Raw genomic sequence first — 19,319 nt, forward strand, 5'->3', positions numbered from 1 at the left:
ACGGCCCCTCGCACGAGGAACCGCCCGGACCGCGTCGTAGTCCACGACGACGCAAGCACTCCTGAACAGGACCTCGGCGCAGGCATTCCGGCTCATCCGCCGCTGGGGACGGATCTACGGTTGCGGGTCAGCGCCGGAATCGGACCGGCTTCCCCTGACTGCCGAGGAGAAAAAATCGGTTCATCAGACCATGGGGGTAGGAGGAGCGTCAACGGTGCGTCATGTCGCTTTCCCCACCTCGTGGTCCCTCCGGCGGTGCGGTAGCGTCCCCGGTGGCCGAGCGGGGGAACCCGGTGCGAATCCGGGGCTGACGCGCAGCGGTGTGGAGCGGCGCGCGGCGTCGCTCCGAGCCCGGATGCCCGCCCGGCCGCGCAGCATCAGCGACAGCCAGCCCACGCGATCCGGGCGGCCGCCGCCCCACCGCCCCGCGCCGCACCGGCGCCCGGGCCGGGGCCGGATCGGCGCCCGCCACTCCGAGGAGTCCCCGTGCCCGTTCCCGCCCTCCCGCGCTCCGTCCCGTCCCGTGCCGCCTCCGCGGTAACCGTCGCGGTGGCGGCCGGTGCCCTGGTCCTGTCGGCCGTTCCGGCCCACGCGACCGCGACCCCGGCCCAGATAGCCACCTCCAAGAGCACCGGTGTGACCTACCTGAAGTCCCTCCAGGCCGCCGACGGCAGCTACGTGACCGGCGGCGGGCTCTCCAACGAGTGGGCCTTCAGCGCCCTCGCCGCCGCGGGCACGGCCGCCGCCGACGTGACCCCCGGCGGCGACCCCACCAAGAACGCCCGCCTCGTCTACCGCAACCAGCTCGCCGCCGCCGGCTGGCCCGGGGCCTCCCCCGTCGCGACCGACTACCAGCGCGGCACCCTCAACGCCTACGCCGCCGGCATCGACCCCGCCCGCGTCGGCCCCGGCCGCAACCTGATCGCCGACCTGGTCGCGTACTGGCAGACCGCCGAACCCGGCTACTACGGCCCGTCCGCCAACTTCAACGGCACGGTCTTCGGGCTGCTCGCCCTCGGCGGCGCCAAGACCCAGAGCGGGACGAAGCGCGTGCCGCAGGCCCTGCTGGACGCCTCCGTCACGGCCGTGCGCGCCAACCAGCACACCGACGGCGGCTGGAACTACAGCAAGGCCGCGGGCGATCCCACCGAACTCGGCAAGGGCAGCGACATCGACATGACCGGCGCGGCCATGGCCTCCCTGTGCGTCGGCGGCGTTCCCAACACCGACGCCGCGGTCGTGGCCGCCAAGAACTTCCTCAAGGGCAAGCTGCTGTCCTCCGGCGCGTTCAACGCCATGTGGGGCGCCAACACCGACTCCAACGGCTGGGCCGTCTCCGGCCTCAACGCCTGCGGCATCAACCCCCAGGGCACCGACTTCACCAGCGGCACCGGCAAGACCCCGGTCGACTTCCTGATCGCCCAGCAGTTCAAGCCCGGCGGCGGCTTCAAGTACGTGTCCACCGACACCGTCCCCTCCGCCTACGCCTCCGTCGACGGGCTTCGCGCCGTCGCCGGCGCCGGCTTCACCGCCACCCCGCCCGCACCGGTCGCGGCCGGGGAACCGGCGTGGGCGGCCACCTCCGCCTTCACCGCCGGCACCGCCGCCCGCCTCGCCCTCGTCGTCGACAACGGCACCGCCACGCCGAAGGTCTGCGCCGTCACCCTCACCCCGACCGGCGGCACCGTCACCCTCGGCGACGTCCTCGACGCCGCCGCCACCGCCACGCCGAGCGGCTGCGTCACCTCCGTCACGCCGTCCACCGGCGCGGGCACCATCACCGCGATCAACGGCACCGCCAACAGCGGTCCGTCCACCTGGAAGGTCGTCCTGGACGGCGGGACGGCCGCCGCCGCCACCCGCGCCACGACCGTCCACGTCGGCGACACCGTCTCGCTGCGCTACGGCAGCTGATCCAGGACACGCCGCGGGTCGCGGGTCCCCGGGCGCGGTAGCAGGGGCCTGCGGCCCACCGCTCGTTCCGCCGGGGTGGCGGGAACGCGCGGCAGCGAGGAGCATCACCGTGCGGCGCCACGCACCGCCGGACATTCGAGCAGGGGGACGGTTCCACATGAGGACTTCCAGGTGGGCGGCGGCGTGCTACGTCGCCCTGGTCGCGGTGTCGGCCGCGTTGGGCGGGGCGACCGGGAACGGACGGTTCTACCTCGCGGCCGTCGTCCTGACGCTGCCCGTCGGGCTCGTCGCCCTGGTGGCGGTCTACGTCGTCCGGGGCCTGCTGACCGGTGTGGGCGGCCTGTTCACCGGAACGAGACTGCCCGACGGTTCCGACCCCGCCTGGCTGACGGACGCGGGCGTCGTGGCCAACACGCTGCTCTTCACGGCCGCGGCGGTCGCCACGGTGTTGGTGGCCCGCCGGTTCTCGGCCCGCCGCACGCACCGAACGGCCTGACCGCCCGTCACCGCGGCCGGGGACGGTCCGCCCTTGTGACAGTGCCGGTCTCAACCAGTGGGCAGAATGGTGGAACGGGCTGCACCGCCGGGTGATCTGCGTCTACGCTGGCCCGTGCAGCTGGTTCGTCCTGCCCTCCAGGCAGGACGTCGTAAGAGGGAACCCGGTGAAGCCATTCGACTGGCCAGTCCGGGACTGCCCCGCAGCGGTGAGTGGGAACGACCGCCGTCATACGCACTGGGCCCGGGAGGGTCTGGGAAGCGACGGCCAGTAGGAATCCGCCCTCGAGGAGGGCGGACGTGCCCGCGAGTCCGAAGACCTGCCGCTGCCCGCGCGCGACCGATCGCGCACGGCTATCCGGTGACCTCGTGGGCGGGTCGGCGACCATACCCGGCAGATCGGGCCCGTTCGTCGACGGCGCCGGCTGCCCGGTTCGTCATCCTTCGCGCCCTCGTTCCGTCATCGGGAACCAGAGGAATCAGACTCGCGAAGGAGAGTCCCTTGACCACGAAGTCCGCAGCCGCGGCGACCCTCGCCACCGCGTACGGCTACCCCCGACAGGGCCGGGGCCGGGAGCTCAAGAAGGCGATCGAGGGCTACTGGAAGGGCACGGTCACCGCCCAGGCGCTGCTGGCCACGGCCGCCGACCTGCGCCGCGGGAACTGGCAGCAGCTCGCCGACTCCGGCGTCGAAGAGGTCCCGACCGGGGACTTCTCGCTGTACGACCACGTGCTCGACACCACGGTCGCCGTCGGTGCGATCCCGGTCCGCCACCGGGCCGCCGTCGACGCCGACCCGCTGGACGGCTACTTCGCCATGGCGCGCGGCACCCAGGACGTCGCGCCGCTGGAAATGACCAAGTGGTTCGACACCAACTACCACTACCTGGTCCCCGAGCTGGGCCCCGACACGGTGTTCACCGCCGACCCCGCCAAGGCCGTCAACGAGCTGGCGGAGGCCCTCGCGCTCGGCCACGACGCCCGGCCGGTCCTGGTCGGCCCGGTCACCTACCTGCTGCTGGCCAAGCCCGCCCCGGGCGTGGCGGCCGACTTCCAGCCGATCACCCTGCTCGACCGGCTGCTGCCGGTCTACGCGGAACTCCTCGCTGCGCTGAAGGCCGCCGGAGCGCAGTGGGTCCAGCTGGACGAGCCCGCGCTCGTCCAGGACCGCACCCCGGCCGAGCTGAACACCGCGGCCCGCGCCTACCGCGAGCTCGGCGCCCTCACCGACCGGCCCAAGCTGCTGGTCGCGAGCTACTTCGACCGCCTCGGCGACGCCCTGCCGGTGCTCGCCAAGGCACCCGTCGAGGGCCTGGCGCTCGACTTCACCGGCCCCGCCGCCGCGAATCTGGACGACCTCGCCGCCGTCGGCGGTCTGCCGGGCAAGCGGCTGGTCGCGGGCGTCGTCGACGGGCGCAACATCTGGATCAACGACCTGGAGAAGTCGCTCGCCACCCTGGCGACCCTGCTCGGCCTCGCCGACCGCGTCGACGTCGCACCGTCCTGCTCCCTGCTGCACGTGCCGATCGACGCCGCCCTGGAACGCGACGTCGACCCGCAGATCGCCCGCTGGCTCGCCTTCGCCAAGCAGAAGGCCGCCGAGTCCGCCCTGCTCGCCCGAGGACTGCGCGAGGGCACCGGTGCGATCACCGCCGACCTCGCCGCCAACCGCGCCGACCTCGCCTCCCGGGCCGGCTCGCCGATCACCCGTGACCCGGCCGTGCGCGCCCGCACCGCCGCCGTCACCGCCGACGACGCCCGCCGCACCCAGCCCTACCCGCAGCGTGCCGTGGCCCAGCGCGCCCGCCTCGGCCTGCCCCTGCTGCCCACCACCACCATCGGCTCCTTCCCGCAGACCACCGAACTGCGCGTCGCCCGTGCCGACCTGACCGCCGGACGGATCGACACCGCCGCCTACCGGGAGCGGATGGAGGCCGAGGTCCGCGAGGTGATCGCCTACCAGGAGAAGGCCGGCCTCGACGTCCTGGTGCACGGCGAGCCCGAGCGCAACGACATGGTCCAGTACTTCGCCGAACAGCTCACCGGCTACCTCGCCACCCGGCACGGCTGGGTGCAGTCCTACGGCACCCGCTACGTGCGCCCGCCGGTCCTCGCCGGCGACATCTCCCGCCCGCACCCGATGACCGTCGACTGGTTCCGTTTCGCCCAGGACCTCACCGACCGCCCCGTCAAGGGCATGCTCACCGGCCCCGTCACCATGCTCGCCTGGTCCTTCGTCCGCGACGACCAGCCGCTCGCCGACACCGCCCGCCAGGTCGCCCTGGCCCTGCGCGACGAGGTCACCGACCTCGAGGCCGCCGGCGCCGCCGTCGTCCAGGTCGACGAACCCGCCCTGCGGGAGACCCTGCCGCTGCGTGCCGCGGACCGCCCCGCCTACCTCGACTGGGCCACCGAGTCCTTCCGGCTGGCGACCTCGGGCGTGCGCGCCGACACCCAGATCCACACCCACATGTGCTACGCCGAATTCGGCGCGATCATGACCGCGATCGACGAACTCGACGCCGACGTCATCTCCCTGGAGGCCACCCGCTCCCACATGCAGGTCGCCGGCGAGCTCGCCGCCGCAGGCTACCCGCGCGAGGTCGGACCGGGCGTCTGGGACATCCACTCCCCCCGCGTCCCCAGCACCGACGAAGCCACCGAACTGCTCCGGGCGGGCCTGGCCGCGATCCCGGCCGAGCGGCTCTGGGTCAACCCCGACTGCGGCCTGAAGACCCGCGGCTGGACCGAGACCCGGGCCTCCCTCGACAGCCTCGTCGGCGCCGCCCGCCGCCTGCGCGAGGAACTCGCCGGCTGACCGTCGCGGTGAACTCGAGGGGCGGTCGCGACACGAGTGTCGCGACCGCCCCGGCGGCACTGTCACCTCACGGACCGTCCGAGGGCGGGTTGCCGCCACGAGGAACGGGGGTCGCACCCGGGCAAGGGATCAGACGGCCGCGGACAGGCCGAGGTTCTGGTGGATCTCCGTCGTGACCGTGGAGAAGTTCATGGTCATGAAATGCAGCCCGGGCGCACCCTCGGAAATCAGTCGGCTGCACATGGCGGTGGCGTGCTCGATTCCGGCGGAGCGGACCGCCGCCGGATCCTCCTGAAGGTCGAGCATGCGTCCGGAGAAGTCTGCCGGAATGGCAGCGGTACTGAGGGTCGGAATACGGAGAAGCGACCGTATGGTGGTCACGGGCATGATCTCCGGAATTACCGGAATATCGCATCCGGCCTTCTGGAGGCGGTCGCGGAATCTGAGGTAGCTGTCCGCCTCGAAGAACATCTGGGTGATCGCGTAATCCGCGCCGGCCCGCCACTTGGCGAGGAAGTTGCGGATCTCGGAGTCCCAGTCCGGTGATCTCGGGTGCATTTCCGGGAAAGCGGCGACGCCGACGCAGAAGTCGCCGGACTCCTTGATCAGCCGCACCAGGTCCGCGGCGTACTCGACCCCGTCGGGGTGCCGGGCCCACGGGCCGAGCGGGTCGCCCGGCGGGTCGCCCCGCAGCGCCAGGATGTTGCGAACCCCCTGGTCGGCGTAGTGTCCGAGGATGTTCCTGAGTTCGGCGACGCTGTGGTCGACGGCCGTCAGGTGGGCGGTGGGCGTGAGGGTCGTCTCCTGGGCGATGCGGCCGGTGACCTTCACGGTCCGCTCCCGGGTCGACCCGCCGGCACCGTAGGTCACCGAGACGAAGGTCGGGGAGAGCGCCTCCAGGCGGCGGATCGCATTCCACAGTCCGGCCTCCGCCGCGGCGCTGCGCGGTGGCATGAACTCGAACGAATAGGAACGCTTCCCGGTGGCGAGGAGATCGCGCACGGATGCCGCCCGGTCGTTACGGGTGGAGGGGGTTCCGAGTGTCATGCGGAGAGAATATACGGGCCCCTGGACGGCTCGTCCCCGGTGTCCGTAGAGTGATACGGGATTGCTCGGAAATGCATCCCCCGGTGTCCGGATCCGATGCTTGCGGAGTGGATCCCCGGGGTCTCCGCACAGTGCACAATGGGGGCATGGAAAGACAGTTGCACACCCTCCCCGGACTTCCCGAATGGGACCGCTGCGCCGTGATGGGAATTCTCAACGTCACGCCCGACTCGTTCTCGGACGGCGGCAGCTGGCTGGACCCGGGCTGGGCCGTCGAGCACGGACTGTCGCTCGTCGCCCGGGGCGCCGACATGGTGGACGTGGGCGGGGAGTCGACCCGCCCGGGCGCCCGCCGGGTGCCGCTCCAGGAGGAGCTCGCCCGGGTCCTGCCGGTGGTGCGGGGCCTCGCCCGCGAGGGTGTCCTGGTGAGCATCGACACGATGCGGTCCGAGGTCGCGGAGGCGGCGGTGGACGCGGGTGCCCGGATCGTCAACGACGTCAGCGGAGGCCTGGCCGACGACCGGATGGCCAGGACCGTCGCCCGGACCGGTGTGCCCTTCGTCCTCATGCACTGGCGGGGACAGTCCCACGCGATGGACGGACTGGCCGACTACGAGGACGTCGTGGCCGACGTGACCACGGAGGTGGAACGCCAACTGGACGCCGTGGTGTCGGCCGGAGTCGACCCGGCCCGGGTGATCGTCGACCCCGGCCTCGGCTTCGCCAAGAGCCGCGCCGACGACTGGGCGCTGCTCGCCGCCCTGGACGCCTGGCACGCCCTGGGGCGACCGCTGCTGGTGGGGCCGTCGCGCAAACGCTTCCTCGGCGAACTGCTCGCCGACCCGGCGACCGGCGTACCCCGCCCGGCCCGGGAACGCGATGCCGCCACCGCGGCCACGGCCGTGCTGGCCGCCGCCGCAGGAGCCTGGGCGGTCCGCGTCCACGAAGTCCGGGCCACCGCGGACGCCGTGCGCGTCGAGGCCGCCCTGCACGCGCACCGGCCCGCGGCCGGTCGGCGGCCGCCGCACCGCACGAGGTAGGGCGCGGCTTCGAACCCGCGGCCGCGGGGCGACCGCCGAGCCTTCGTCCGCCGAGCCTTCGTCCGCCGCGACCCGCGGGTCGCCGAAGACCACTCGCCTGCGGATTGCTCGCAGGGCGGCGGCCGGTTCTTGCGAATACTGCAAACCCAGGGCAGTGGTACCTTCGCAAATACGGGCAGGGAAAGGAACGACAGGCGTTATGGCACGACCGGCCGGGCGGAAGATCTACGCCCACGCCAAGCTGCGCCGGCTCCGCCGCGAGCACGGCATGAACCAGGTGGAGCTGGCCCATGAGCTGGGCATCTCGACCAGCTACCTCAACCAGATCGAGCACAGCCAGCGCCCGTTGACCGCCTCGGTGCTGCTGCGGATCTCCCAGGTGTTCGGGGTGGACCCGGAGTTCTTCTCCGAGGCCGAGGAGGAGCGCCTGGGCACCGATCTGCGGACCGCGCTCGCGGACCAGGTGTGCGGAGGCTCCGTGCCCGCCGAGGAGATCACGGAGGTCAGCCGGGACCATCCGGAGGTGGCACGCGCGCTGGTCGCGCTGCACCGCGGTTACCGCGAGGCGCTGGCGCGCGTCGGCGACCTGGGCGAGCCGGGGCCCGGCGCGGGCCTGCGTCCGGCCGAACCCCACGACGAGGTCCGCGACTTCTTCTACGCCCACCACAACCACATCGCCGTCCTCGACGAGGCGGCCGAGCGGACCGCCGAATCGCTCGCGACCGCCACCGCGGGACGCACGGCGGAAGCCCTGACCGCCCGGCTCGCCGAGCGGCACGGCGTGCGGGTGGTCGAGGCCGACCGCCCCCGGGTCGCCGATCTGCGACGCTACGACCCGGCGACCGCCACGCTCCACCTCTCGCCGTGGCTGACCGACGGCCGCCGCGCCTTCCAGCTCGCCACCCAGCTCGCGCTGCTGGAGCACCGCCCGCTGATCGACACGCTCGTGGCGGCGGCCGAGCACGACCTCACGTCACCCGAGGCGGCGGACCTGGCGCGGATCGGCCTGGCCAACTACTTCGCCGGCGCGGTGCTCATGCCCTACACCGCCTTCCACGCCGCCGCCGAGGAACTCCGGTACGACGTCGAGCTGCTGCGGATCCGTTTCGGCGTCGGCTTCGAGACCGTCTGCCACCGGTTGAGCACCCTCCAGCGGCCGGGCCGCCGGGGTGTGCCGTTCTCCTTCCTGCGCGCCGACCGGGCCGGGAACATCTCCAAACGCCAGTCGGCGACCGCCTTCCACTTCTCCCGCCTCGGCGGCACCTGCCCGCTCTGGACCGTCTACGAGGCGTTCTCCTCCCCTGGCCGGATCCTCACCCAGGTCGCCGAGATGCCGGACGGGAAACGCTACTTCTGGATCGCCCGGACCGTCTCCCACGGCGGCTACGGCCGCCGCACGGCGCGCGGCGAGTTCGCCGTCGCGCTCGGCTGCGAACTCCGCCACGCCCACCGCCTGGTGTACGCCGAGGGCGTCGCCGTCAACGCGCCCGGCGCCGCGACGCCGATCGGGCTGGGCTGCCGGATCTGCGAACGCCGCGACTGCGCGCAGCGCGCCCGGCCCCCGGCGGGCGGGCACCTGCTGGTCGATCCGGACCGGCGCGGCCAGGTGCCCTACCCCGTGCTCGGCGAGGCGGCCGACGCCGGTCACTGAGACGCCGGCCGGACGACGGCCCGGGCCCCGGTGTCCGCGCCGCGCTCCCGCCCGGCCCCGCCCGAGCACCACGACTTCCCTCCGGCTCCGCCACTCCCGCGCGAGGGGCGGAGCCGACCACACCTCCGACGACGACTGGGCCTTCCGAATGAACCACCCGACCGACGAGACCCGCCTGCCCGCTCCCCGCGGCGCCACCGCCCCGTACGGGCACTGCGTGCTGCTCAAGCACGGCGAGGTGGCCCTCAAGGGGCGCAACCGGCACCTGTTCGTCCGGCGTCTGGAGGACAACCTCCGTTCCGCCCTGCGCGGCGCAGGCGGCTCGACCTGGATACGGTCCCCGCACAACATCACCGTGCTCGGCGGAGAGGTACCCGTCGGGACCCTGGTGGAGCGGGCACGCACGGTCATCGGATTCAGCTCCGTCGAGCCGGCGCTCCGCGTCCCCAGCACGATGGAGTCCGTCGAGGCCAACGCCCTGGACGTGCTGCGCACCGCCTGCGCCGGACGGGCCGCCACCGGCTTCGCCGTACGGGCCAAACGCCGGGACAAGACCTTCGCGCTGACCTCCACCCAGCTGGAGCGCCACCTCGGCGCGCTCCTCCAGCCGCGGATCGAGGGTCTGAGGGTCGACCTCACCTCGCCCGACGTCACCCTGACCGTCGAGGTCGACCACCGCGAGACGTACCTGTCGGCGGAGCGCCACGCCGGGTTGAGCGGCCTGCCGGTCGGTGCCAGCGGACGGGCCCTGGTACTGCTCTCCGGCGGCTACGACTCTCCGGTGGCCGCGCACCGCGCCATGCGGCGCGGACTCGCCTGCGACTTCGTGCACTTCAGCGGCGCGCCGTACACCGACCCGGCCTCCGTCTACAAGGCGTACGCACTGGCCCGCGAGCTCAACCGCTACCAGCCGCCCGGGGCCCTGCACGTCGTCGCCCTCGGCAAGGCACAGAAGCAGCTGGCCGTCGCGGGTGCCGGCCGGCTGCAGGTGGTGGCCCAGCGCCGGCTCATGGTCCGGACGGCCTCGGCCCTGGCCGCCGGCACCGGCGCGCAGGCGCTGGTGACCGGCGACAGTCTGGGACAGGTGGCCAGTCAGACCCTGGCCAACATGGTCGCCGTGGACCAGGCCGCCACCCTGCCGGTGCTGCGACCGCTGGTCGGCTGGGAGAAGCAGGAGATCATCGACCAGGCCAGGGCCCTCGGCACGGCCGAGATCTCCGTCCTGCCGGACGAGGACTGCTGCAGCCTGCTCGCCCCGCCGCGGGTCAGCACCGGGACCCGCATCGGCCACCTGCGGGCCGTGGAGAAGCGCCTCGACCTGGACGAGCTGGTCGAGGCGCTGCTCGCGAACGTGCAGGTGATGCGGCCCGGCCAGGAGGAGGACCGGGCACCGGAAGCGGGCGCGACCTGCGCGGTCCCGTCCTGACCCGGTCCGCTCCCCGGCCGGCCGCCTACACGGTGGCCGGCACCGGCCGCTGCTCCGGCCCGTCGTAGGAGGCGAGCGGTCGGATCAGGGCGTTGTGGGCGAGCTGTTCGGTGATGTGGGCGGTCCAGCCGGTGACCCGGCTCATCACGAAGATCGGCGTGAACACCGGGGTGTCGAAGCCCATCAGGTGGTAGGCCGGCCCGGCCGGGTAGTCGAGGTTGGGATGGATGCCCTTGCGCTCCAGCATCGCCTCCCGCAGCGCGCCGTGCAGGGCGGCCAGCCTGGTGGTCCCCGGGTCGGTGCTGCGGGCGATCAGGTCGTCGAGGGCGGCCTGCATGATCGGGACGCGGGAGTCGCCGTGCTTGTAGACCCGGTGGCCGAAGCCCATGATCTTCCGCTCGGCGGCGAGCGCCTCGTCGAGCCAGTCGGCGGCGCGGGCCGGGTCGCCGATCTCCTCCAGCATGTGCATCACGGCCTCGTTGGCACCACCGTGCAGCGGGCCCTTGAGCGCGCCGATCGCGGCGGTGACGGCGCTGTAGAGGTCGGACAGGGTGGAGGTGACGACGCGGGCGGTGAAGGTGGAGGCGTTGAAGCTGTGTTCCGCGTAGAGCACCAGGGAGATCTCGAAACAGCGGACCACCTCCGGGGCGGGGACGGCGCCGAAGCACATGTGGAAGAAGTTCTCCGCGTAGCCGAGGTCCGGGTCCGGCGGGATCGGCGCCAGTCCGCGCCGGCGGCGCTGGTCGGCCGCGACCACGGTGGGCAGCTTCGCCAGCAGGGTGAGCGACTTGGCGAGATTGGGGGCCGGGCGGCCGTCGTCCTCGGTCGGGTCCTCGGCGCCGAAGAAGCTGACGGCGGTGCGCAGCACGTCCATCGGGTGGCAGGTCTCCGGCAGCTTCGCCAGGACCTCGGCGGTGGTGCGGTCCAGCGGGCGCAGCGCGCGCTCACGGGCCCGGAACTCGCGCAGTTGGGCGTCGTCGGGCAGCTCGCCGTGCCACAGGAGGTGGGCGACCTCCTCGAAGGAGCGGTGGGCGGCGAGGTCCTGGACGGGGTAGCCGCGGTAGGTGAGGGAGTTGGTCTCCTGGATGACGGTGGAGATCTCCGTGGTGTCGACGACGACACCGGCGAGTCCACGATGGATCTCGAGCATGGTGTGGTGCCTCCGGTGTGTCAGTTCCCGGGCGGGAGGGTGAAGTCGAAGACGGCCGAGTCGAAGGCCGAGTAGGCCTGGTAGTCCAGGAGTTCGTAGAGGCGGGAGCGGGTCTGCATGCGCGGCAGCAGGGACTCCTGGGTGCCTTCCGCGGCGAGGGTGCGCAGTCCGCCCTCGGCCGCGCCCATGGCCAGGCGCAGCAGGGTGACGGGGTAGAGGGCGATGTCGTAGCCGAGGTTCTGGAGGGTGCAGGCGTCGAGCAGCGGGCCCTTGCCGAACTCGGTCATGTTGGCGAGCAGGGGGACGTCGACGGCCTTGCGGAAGGCCTCGAACTCGGCCTCGTCGGCGAGGGCTTCGGGGAAGACGGCGTCGGCGCCGGCGTCGACGTAGGCCTTGGCCCGGTCGATCGCGGCGGTGAGTCCTTCGACGGCGCGGGCGTCGGTGCGGGCCATGATCAGGAAGTCGGGGTCGCGGCGGGCGTCGACGGCGGCCCTGATCCGGCGGACCATGTCCGTGCGGGGTACGACCGTCTTGCCGTCGAGGTGGCCGCAGCGTTTGGGGTTGACCTGGTCCTCCAGGTGCAGGCCGGCCAGGCCGGCGTCCTCCATCAGCTGGACGGTGCGGGCCGCGTTCATCGGTTCGCCGAAGCCGGTGTCCGCGTCGACGAGGACCGGCAGGTCCGTGACCCGGGTGGTCCGGCCGGCGCGGTCGGCGATCTCGGTGGCGGTGGTGAGGCCGATGTCGGGCAGGCCGAGGTCGGCGGCGAGCACCGCGCCGGAGAGGTAGGCGGCCTCGAAGCCGAGGTCCTGGATCAGGCGGGCGGAGAGCGGGTTGAAGGCGCCCGGCATGGTCAGCAGCCGCCCGGTGGCGAGCCGTTCGCGCAGGGCGCGGCGGCGCTGGGCCGGGGTGGTGCGGGTGTGGAGCATCAGAACAGGCCCTTCGGGAGGGTCTCGTCGAAGTCCCGGACGGCCTGGGTGTCGACGGCCGGGAACAGTTCGTCGAGGTCGGTGGCCCGCAGCTCGGCCAGGTCCGCCGCGGCGGTCAGGAAGCGGTCCTGGTCGGCGGGGGTGACCAGGCCGTCGGTGAGGGTGCGGAACTTGCGCTGGTAGGCGGGCCGGTCGAAGGGGCGGGCGCCCGCCGGGTGGGCGTCGGCGACGGCGAGTTCGTCCTCGACGACGGTGCCGTCGTCGAGAGTGACGACCACGCGGCCGCCGAAGGCCCGGTGCTGCGGGTCGGGGTGGTGGTAGCGGCGGGTCCACTCCGGGTCCTCGACGGTGGTGATCCTCCGCCAGAGCGCGACGGTCCCGGGGCGTGCGGCCCGCTCGGGGGCGTAGGAGCGCTCGTGGTGCCAGGCGCCGTCCTCCAGGGCGACCGCGAGGATGTAGGGGATCGAGTGGTCGAGGGTCTCGCGGCTGGCGGTGGGGTCGTACTTCTGCGGGTCGTTCGCGCCGGAGCCGATGACGTGGTGGGTGTGGTGGCTGGTGTGCAGGACCACCGAGCGCACCCGCTCCAGGGGGCCGGTCTTCTCGCGCATCCGGCGGGCCAGGTCGATGATCGCCTGGGCCTGGTACTCGGCGGAGTGCTCCTTGGTGTAGGTGTCCAGGATCGCCCGGCGCGCCTCGCCGGCCTCGGGCAGCAGCACGGTGTAGTCGGAGCCGGGTCCGTCGAGCATCCGGGCGAGGAAGCCGTCCTCGCCCTCGTAGATCGGGGAGGGCGAGGTCTCGCCGCGCATCGCCCGGTCGACGGCCTCGATCGCGGCCTTGCCGGCGAACGCCGGGGCGTACGCCTTCCAGCTGGAGATCTCGCCCTTGCGGGACTGCCGGGTCGCGGTGGTGGTGTGCACCGCCTGCTGGACGGCCTGGTAGGTGACCTCGGTCGGCAGTCGCAGCAGGGTGCCGATCCCGCAGGCGGTGGCCGCGCTCAGGTGCGCCACGTGGTCGATCCGGTGCTCGTGCAGGCAGATGCCCTTCACCAGGGCGACGTGCACCTCGTAGGCGGCGACGATGCCGCGCAGCAGGTCGGCACCGGTGCGGCCGGTGTGCTGGGCGACGGCGAGCAGCGGCGGGATGTTGTCGCCCGGGTGGGAGTAGTCCGCGGCGAGGTAGGTGTCGTGGAAGTCCAGTTCGCGCACCGCCGTGCCGTTGGCCCACGCCGCCCACTCCGGCGAGACCCGCACCAGGCTGCCGAACACCCGGGCACCCGGCGCGGCGTGGTGGACGTGGGCGTGCGCCTGGGCCCGGGCCACCGCCACCGGGCGCCGCAGCAGCGAGGCGACCGCCACGGAGGCGTTGTCGATCACCCGGTTGACCGCCATCGCGGCGCTCTCGGGATCCAGCTCCTCGGTGCCGGCGGCGACGGCGGCGAGCTTCCAGGCGAGCTGCTCCTCGCGCGGCAGCCGGTCGGCACTCGGGTGGACACGGACGTGGTGCTCGATCACGGGGGCTCCTCGTGGGCGTCGGAACGGTTCCGGGCTTGTGCGGTCGAGCCTGCCCGCCGGAGCGCCGATGATCCAGCAGGCCAATCTGTCGAATCCGTACACGGCCGAGCTGTGAATCTGCGAATCCTGCGGACCGTTAGGATCCCCACGAACCCCTCGCCCGGTCGTCACCGGCGCCTCCTGGAGGCGGAAGGGCCCGGATTCCCGACCTTCCGAGGTGAGCACAGCGGACAGCTCCGTGCAGGAGACCCAGCGGCCCGTGGTCCAGCGACGCGCCCGGTCCGAGGACGGCTCGTGCCGTCACCATGTGGTGTGGCGGGCCGGCCCGGGGTGGCGGATGGTCAGCAGCGCGGTGCTGGGCGGCGGGACCGGCGAGCGCGGCTGGGTGCTGAACGCGCAGGTCCGGGCCGGTTACGACCGGATGGACCCCGACCGGCACCTGGCGGAGCTGGCGCGGGCCGAGGGGCTGCGCGGGCCCGGCGTCGGTCTGATGACGGCCGCGGAGGTCGACGACTGCACCTGGTCGGAGGACGGGGGCGCCGTCGCCCTGGTGACGACCGGCATCGGCGTGCCGACCTGGGCCGCCGCGCCGCCGGTCGTCCCGGCGCCCGCCCAGTACGTGCCCGGCACGATCAACATCCTCGCGGTCGTACCGGCACCGGTGTCCGACGCCGGTCTGGTGAACCTGCTGGCGACGGCCACCGAGGCCAAGGTGCAGGCGCTCCTGGACGCCGGGTACGACTGTTCCGGTACGCCGTCCGACGCGGTGTGCGTGGCCGTCCGCAGCCCGGTCGACGGCGGGCCGGCCGACCCGTTCGGCGGGCCGCGGTCGGTGTGGGGCGCCAGACTGGCCCGGGCCGTGCACCGGGCCGTGCGGGACGGGGCGGAACGCGATCGCGACCGCCGGGCCCGCGGACCGGCCGCGCCGCACCAGGGGCCGCGACCGGAGTGCGGCTGCGAGAACGTCCTGCTGGCCGGCCGCCTCACCGGGTGAGCGGCCCGAGGAGGTCCGGTCGCGTCCCTCGGGCCCCTCGCACGCGTCCCACAGCCGTGGCCCCGGGTCGCATTGCGCTTCCGACCCGCCCTCCGCGCCCCTCGGGGACCTCTCCCACCGGTACCGACAGGTCCCTCGGCAACCGCACCGGTCAGTGCCGCCCCGCTCTCCGCCGGAGGCACGAGAAGGGGCCGCCGACCAGGAGAATGGTGCGGCACAGTCCACCGGAAGTACCCGGAAGTACAGAGAAAGCGAACCCCCACATGGATCTCGGCGTGCGCTGGAAGCTGCACGGTGACGGGCGTACGCCCGCACCGGGAGCGGTCGTCCGTCCCGACGAACGGCTCTCCTGGCCCAGGACGGCGGGGCTGGGTGCCCAGCACGTGGTGGCCATGTTCGGCGCGAGCTTCGTGGCACCCGTACTGATGGGGCTGGACCCCAACCTGGCGATCATGATGTCCGGCGTCGCGACCGTGGTCTTCCTGCTCGCCACCCGGGGGCGGGTGCCCAGCTACCTCGGCTGCTCGCTCTCCTTCGTCGGCGTGGCCGCGGTGATCCGGGCCCAGGGCGGGACCAGTGCGACCGTCACCGGCGCCGTGTTCGTCGTGGGCGCGGTGCTGTTCCTGGTGGGCCTGGCCGTCCAGTGGTTCGGGGCGCGGATCATCCACGCCGCGATGCCGCCGATCGTCACCGGCGCCGTGGTCATGCTGATCGGCTTCAACCTCGCGCCCGTGACCGCCTCGACCTATTGGCCGCAGGACCAATGGACGGCGCTGCTGGTGATGCTGTTCACCGGGCTGGCCGTGGTGTGCCTGCGCGGCTTCTGGTCACGGGTGGCGATCTTCCTCGGACTGCTCTTCGGCTACGCGATCTCCTGGCTGTTCGACCGGGTCTTCGGGAAGATCCACTCGGTGGACGCGGGCGGGCAGCTCACCGACCACTGGCGGCTGGACCTGTCCGGCGTCGGCTCGGCGGACTGGATCGGACTGCCCACCTTCCACGGCCCCTCGTTCGAGTGGTCCGCGATCCTGGTGGCACTGCCCGTGGTGATCGCGCTGGTCGCCGAGAACGCCGGGCACATCAAGGCCGTCGGCGAGATGACCGGCCGCAACCTGGACGACCGGCTCGGCACCGCGATCTCGGCCGACGGCGTCGGCTCGATGCTGTCCACCGCGCTCGGCGGACCGCCGAACACCACCTACTCCGAGAACATCGGCGTCATGGCCGCGACCCGGGTGTACTCCACCGCCGCCTACTGGGCCGCGGCCGGCTTCGCCCTGCTGTTCGGCATCTGCCCGAAGTTCGGTGCCGTGGTCGCCGCGATCCCCGGCGGGGTGCTCGGCGGCATCACCGTCATCCTCTACGGCATGATCGGCCTGCTCGGCGCGCAGATCTGGGTCAAGTCCGGGGTCGACCTGCGCAACCCGTTGAACCTGGTGCCGGCCGCCGCGGGCATCATCATCGGCATCGGCAACGTCACCCTGAAGTTCACCGACACCTTCAGCCTCAGCGGGATCGCCCTGGGCACCCTGGTGGTCATCACCGGCTACCACGTGCTGCGGGCCCTGGCCCCGGCGCACCTCAGGACGCAGGAACCGCTGCTCGACTCGGGCACCTCCTCCTACGACGCGGACGCGGGCCCGGCCGGGGAACCGGGCGAGGAGCCGGGCGGGGCCCGGCGACTCTCGCCGTAGCGGTCCGCCCCCTCGTCCCCGTGCCGTTCCCGTGCCGTTCCCGCGGGTGACCGCCCCCGGTCGACCGCCCCCCGGCCGACCGGGGGGGGTGGCCGGCCGGGGGCGTTGCCCGAAAGGGCCACGCCCGGCCCGCCCGGCTGGTCCCACAGGGCGTCAGATGGTCGAATCGCTCCGCACGTCCGGTCCGACCACCCGGTCGGCCTCCGACTCCGACGACTCGTCCACCCGGGAGTGACATGCCGTCTTCGCCCCACCACCACCGGACCACCGCCGGGATCGTGGCGCTCAGCGCGTTCGCGATCACCTGCGGCACCGCCGTCGCGGGCAGCTCCGCCACCGCCGCGGCCACCGTCCTGTGGACCCCGAGCACCGACAAGGGCCCTTCCTCCTTCGCCGGAGTGCAATGCGCGGAAGGGAAGTTCGGTCTCGTGAAGGACCCGGCCAAGGGCAGCGTGTGGCGGGCGTTCCAGGCCGCCGGCGAGGAACGCTGCGAGACGCTCGGCCCGAACCTGAAGGAGGGCAGCACCTTCTACCTCGGCTGGTCCTCCAAACTGAACATCAAGGACAACAACAGCCGCTACGTGTTCCAGCTCAAGTGCTCGCCGAGCGCCGGCACGGCGAACCACCCGATCGAGATCGACGCCACCAACGGGCGCATCCGCCTCCAGGAGTGGGACACCCACCACGTGGCGCACACCTTGTGGACCGCGCCGACCAGCAACAACCAGTGGCACTCCTACGCCCTGAAGATCCGGCTCGGCCGGACCAACGGCACCATCGACTTCTGGTTCGACGGGGTGAAGCAGACCTTCACCACCGGCTCCGGCACCTTCAAGGGCACCACCTGGGACGGTGACCGCAACTACCTCAAGTGGGGCTCCTACCACCAGTCCACGGGGAACGCGACGAACACGTTCACCAGCCCGATCATGGCGACCACCCTCCAGGCGGCCACCGCCGGCTCCTGACCCGGGGCCCGGCAGATCCGGGCCCGACACACCGTCTCCCGGCTCCCGACCCGGGGCCCGGCGATCGGCCGGGGGCGGGACACGGCCCGGCGGACCGTCCGGCCTGCGCCGCTCCCGGCCCTCGGCTGCCTAGGGTCGGCAGGATGACGACCCCGACAGCCCCGGAGCCCCTGCTCGGCAGGCCGGAACGGCTGATCGCGCTGGCCGACGGCGTCTACGCCATCGCGATCACCCTGCTCGCCATCGACATCAAGCTCCCGGATGGCCTCGATTCCGCCGAGTTCCACCGCCAGCTGCACGAGCTCCTCCCCCAGGTCGGCGCGTACGCCCTGAGCTTCCTCGTCCTCGCGGCCTTCTGGCGCGACCACCACCGCCTGTTCCTCGGCGTCCGCCAGGTGGACGGCCTGGTGATCCGGCTGACGCTGTTCGGCCTGGGGGTGGCGGCGCTGCTCCCCTTCCCCACCTCCCTCATCGCCGAGTACGGGCGCGAACCCTCGGCCGTCGCCATCTACTCCGCGGCCGTCGCCGTCCTCGGCAGCACCCAGTTCACACTGCTGCTCGTGGTGTGGAGGCGCCCGTGGCTCCGGGCGGCGCCACTGCCGGACCGGGAGGCCCATGCATATCTGGCGGACCTCGGGGCGACGGTGGTCGTCTTCGCCGCCACGGCGCCGCTGAGCTTCCTCATCGGGTCCCGGGTCGTGTGGGGCTGGCTGGTCCTGCTGCCGCTGAAGGTCGCCATCGGGCGCTGGAGCACGCGGGTCAGCCGGTCGGACGTGTGACCGCGCCCGCGCCGGGGGCATTTCGGGTACGGCGGGTGACGGCGTCGGGTACGGCGGGTGAGCGCTGTGGCCCGGACCACCCGGCGCCGCCTCCGGGGCCCGCCCGGGAGCGCGGTTTCCGCACCCGCCGGAACCGGGCCGCCACTCCTCGTCGACCGTGTGCCCGGCCTCACAGGCCCGCCGACGTGGCCCAGGCCACTTCCGACCGGTATTCGATCTTGAAAATCGGGGCATTTGCCTTCAAATCAACCCATTCTCATGATCCATACCCACGGTAACCCCCCGCTGACGTGGCTAAACCTCCGAATCCTTGAAACACCACCCCCACCCCCGTAACTTCGAATGCGTTGCACCGAACGAGCCGCTCACCAGGGCCTCACCGCCCCGGAGCCCGCACGGTGCCCGACCACGCGAGCGTCGCGTCCCGAAACCACTCCCTCCCCGGGGCCTGGTTCCGCACGCCCGCATCCCGCTCCGAAAGGAACCGCATGACCTTCCGTAACGAGACCGCCACCGCCACCACCGCCACCAAGCGCCGCAACCGCGTCCGGATGGCACTCATGGCCGGGGCCCTCACCGCCCTGCCGGTGGCCGGCCTCGTCACGGCGAACGCCGCCTCCGCCGCCCCCGCCACCGTCTGGGACAAGGTCGCCGCCTGCGAGGCCACCGGCAACTGGGCCATCAACTCCGGCAACGGCTTCTACGGCGGCCTGCAGTTCACCAGCTCCACCTGGGCCGCCTTCGGCGGCACCGCCTACGCCCCCCAGGCCCACCAGGCCACCAAGGCCCAGCAGATCTCCGTCGGCGAGAAGGTCCTCGCCGCCCAGGGCCCCGGCGCCTGGCCCGTCTGCTCCGTCAAGGCCGGCCTCACCAAGTAACACCCCCGCCCCCACCACCACCGGGGGC

15 protein-coding genes and 1 riboswitch are annotated in these 19,319 nt (G+C 72.9%); of the genes, 11 read left to right on the forward strand and 4 right to left on the reverse strand.

The window, feature by feature from the left end:
* Positions 1 to 486 precede the first annotated feature (486 nt).
* From BLU95_RS02815 to metE, 3 genes are all read left to right on the forward strand, one after another.
* Complete coding sequence (locus BLU95_RS02815; RefSeq protein WP_093858521.1) at positions 487 to 1,914, forward strand: prenyltransferase/squalene oxidase repeat-containing protein; 1,428 nt, start codon at positions 487 to 489, stop codon at positions 1,912 to 1,914.
* Between the two features lie 157 nt (positions 1,915 to 2,071).
* Positions 2,072 to 2,410, forward strand: a complete 339-nt coding sequence (locus BLU95_RS02820; protein ID WP_093858522.1) for a hypothetical protein — start codon at positions 2,072 to 2,074, stop codon at positions 2,408 to 2,410.
* Between the two features lie 103 nt (positions 2,411 to 2,513).
* Positions 2,514 to 2,751: riboswitch (cobalamin riboswitch) on the forward strand.
* A gap of 160 nt (positions 2,752 to 2,911) precedes the next feature.
* Positions 2,912 to 5,227 carry a 5-methyltetrahydropteroyltriglutamate--homocysteine S-methyltransferase gene (gene metE / locus BLU95_RS02825; RefSeq protein WP_093858523.1) on the forward strand — a complete coding sequence of 772 codons (2,316 nt, stop codon included), beginning with the start codon at positions 2,912 to 2,914 and terminating at the stop codon, positions 5,225 to 5,227.
* A 129-nt stretch (positions 5,228 to 5,356) separates the two neighbouring features.
* On the opposite strand, the gene metF is transcribed toward metE, so the two are convergent.
* Positions 5,357 to 6,274, reverse strand: a complete 918-nt coding sequence (metF, locus tag BLU95_RS02830) for a methylenetetrahydrofolate reductase [NAD(P)H] (RefSeq protein ID WP_093858524.1) — start codon at positions 6,272 to 6,274, stop codon at positions 5,357 to 5,359.
* A gap of 146 nt (positions 6,275 to 6,420) precedes the next feature.
* On the opposite strand from metF, the gene folP reads away from it, so the two are divergent.
* The 3 genes from folP to thiI all read left to right on the forward strand — a co-directional run bounded on the left by folP (position 6,421) and on the right by thiI (position 10,391).
* The gene (gene folP, locus BLU95_RS02835; protein WP_231978231.1) at positions 6,421 to 7,314 is read left to right on the forward strand and encodes a dihydropteroate synthase; all 894 of its coding nucleotides are present in this window, start codon (positions 6,421 to 6,423) and stop codon (positions 7,312 to 7,314) included.
* Positions 7,315 to 7,513: 199 nt separating this feature from the next.
* On the forward strand, positions 7,514 to 8,965 hold the full coding sequence (locus tag BLU95_RS02840) for a short-chain fatty acyl-CoA regulator family protein (RefSeq protein WP_093858525.1): 1,452 nt from the start codon (positions 7,514 to 7,516) through the stop codon (positions 8,963 to 8,965).
* A gap of 148 nt (positions 8,966 to 9,113) precedes the next feature.
* The gene (gene thiI / locus BLU95_RS02845; protein WP_093858526.1) at positions 9,114 to 10,391 is read left to right on the forward strand and encodes a tRNA uracil 4-sulfurtransferase ThiI; all 1,278 of its coding nucleotides are present in this window, start codon (positions 9,114 to 9,116) and stop codon (positions 10,389 to 10,391) included.
* A gap of 25 nt (positions 10,392 to 10,416) precedes the next feature.
* On the opposite strand, the gene BLU95_RS02850 is transcribed toward thiI, so the two are convergent.
* From BLU95_RS02850 to BLU95_RS02860, 3 genes are read right to left on the reverse strand one after another with little or no spacing between them, the layout of a single operon-like run.
* Complete coding sequence (locus BLU95_RS02850; RefSeq protein ID WP_093858527.1) at positions 10,417 to 11,541, reverse strand: bifunctional 2-methylcitrate synthase/citrate synthase; 1,125 nt, start codon at positions 11,539 to 11,541, stop codon at positions 10,417 to 10,419.
* 20 nt (positions 11,542 to 11,561) lie between these two features.
* On the reverse strand, positions 11,562 to 12,467 hold the full coding sequence (gene prpB / locus BLU95_RS02855) for a methylisocitrate lyase (protein WP_093858528.1): 906 nt from the start codon (positions 12,465 to 12,467) through the stop codon (positions 11,562 to 11,564).
* Positions 12,467 to 13,978, reverse strand: a complete 1,512-nt coding sequence (locus BLU95_RS02860; protein ID WP_093858529.1) for an MmgE/PrpD family protein — start codon at positions 13,976 to 13,978, stop codon at positions 12,467 to 12,469. The genes prpB and BLU95_RS02860 overlap by 1 nt, the downstream gene beginning before the upstream one ends.
* 217 nt (positions 13,979 to 14,195) lie before the next feature.
* On the opposite strand from BLU95_RS02860, the gene BLU95_RS02865 reads away from it, so the two are divergent.
* The 5 genes from BLU95_RS02865 to BLU95_RS02885 all read left to right on the forward strand — a co-directional run bounded on the left by BLU95_RS02865 (position 14,196) and on the right by BLU95_RS02885 (position 19,291).
* Entirely contained in the window at positions 14,196 to 14,972 is a 777-nt protein-coding gene (locus BLU95_RS02865) for an adenosylcobinamide amidohydrolase (protein ID WP_231978232.1), read from the forward strand.
* A 263-nt stretch (positions 14,973 to 15,235) separates the two neighbouring features.
* Complete coding sequence (locus BLU95_RS02870; protein ID WP_093858530.1) at positions 15,236 to 16,666, forward strand: uracil-xanthine permease family protein; 1,431 nt, start codon at positions 15,236 to 15,238, stop codon at positions 16,664 to 16,666.
* Positions 16,667 to 16,902: 236 nt separating this feature from the next.
* Positions 16,903 to 17,634 (forward strand): heparin lyase I family protein, encoded by a 732-nt coding sequence (locus BLU95_RS02875; RefSeq protein WP_093858531.1) that lies wholly within the window; start codon positions 16,903 to 16,905, stop codon positions 17,632 to 17,634.
* A gap of 143 nt (positions 17,635 to 17,777) precedes the next feature.
* A complete protein-coding gene (locus BLU95_RS02880) occupies positions 17,778 to 18,413 on the forward strand; it encodes a TMEM175 family protein (protein WP_173861997.1) in 636 nt (211 codons plus the stop codon).
* A gap of 488 nt (positions 18,414 to 18,901) precedes the next feature.
* Positions 18,902 to 19,291, forward strand: a complete 390-nt coding sequence (locus BLU95_RS02885) for a transglycosylase family protein (RefSeq protein ID WP_159424737.1) — start codon at positions 18,902 to 18,904, stop codon at positions 19,289 to 19,291.
* The last annotated feature ends 28 nt before the right edge of the window (positions 19,292 to 19,319 follow it).

This window comes from Streptomyces sp. TLI_053, assembly GCF_900105395.1.
Lineage (GTDB): Bacteria > Actinomycetota > Actinomycetes > Streptomycetales > Streptomycetaceae > Kitasatospora.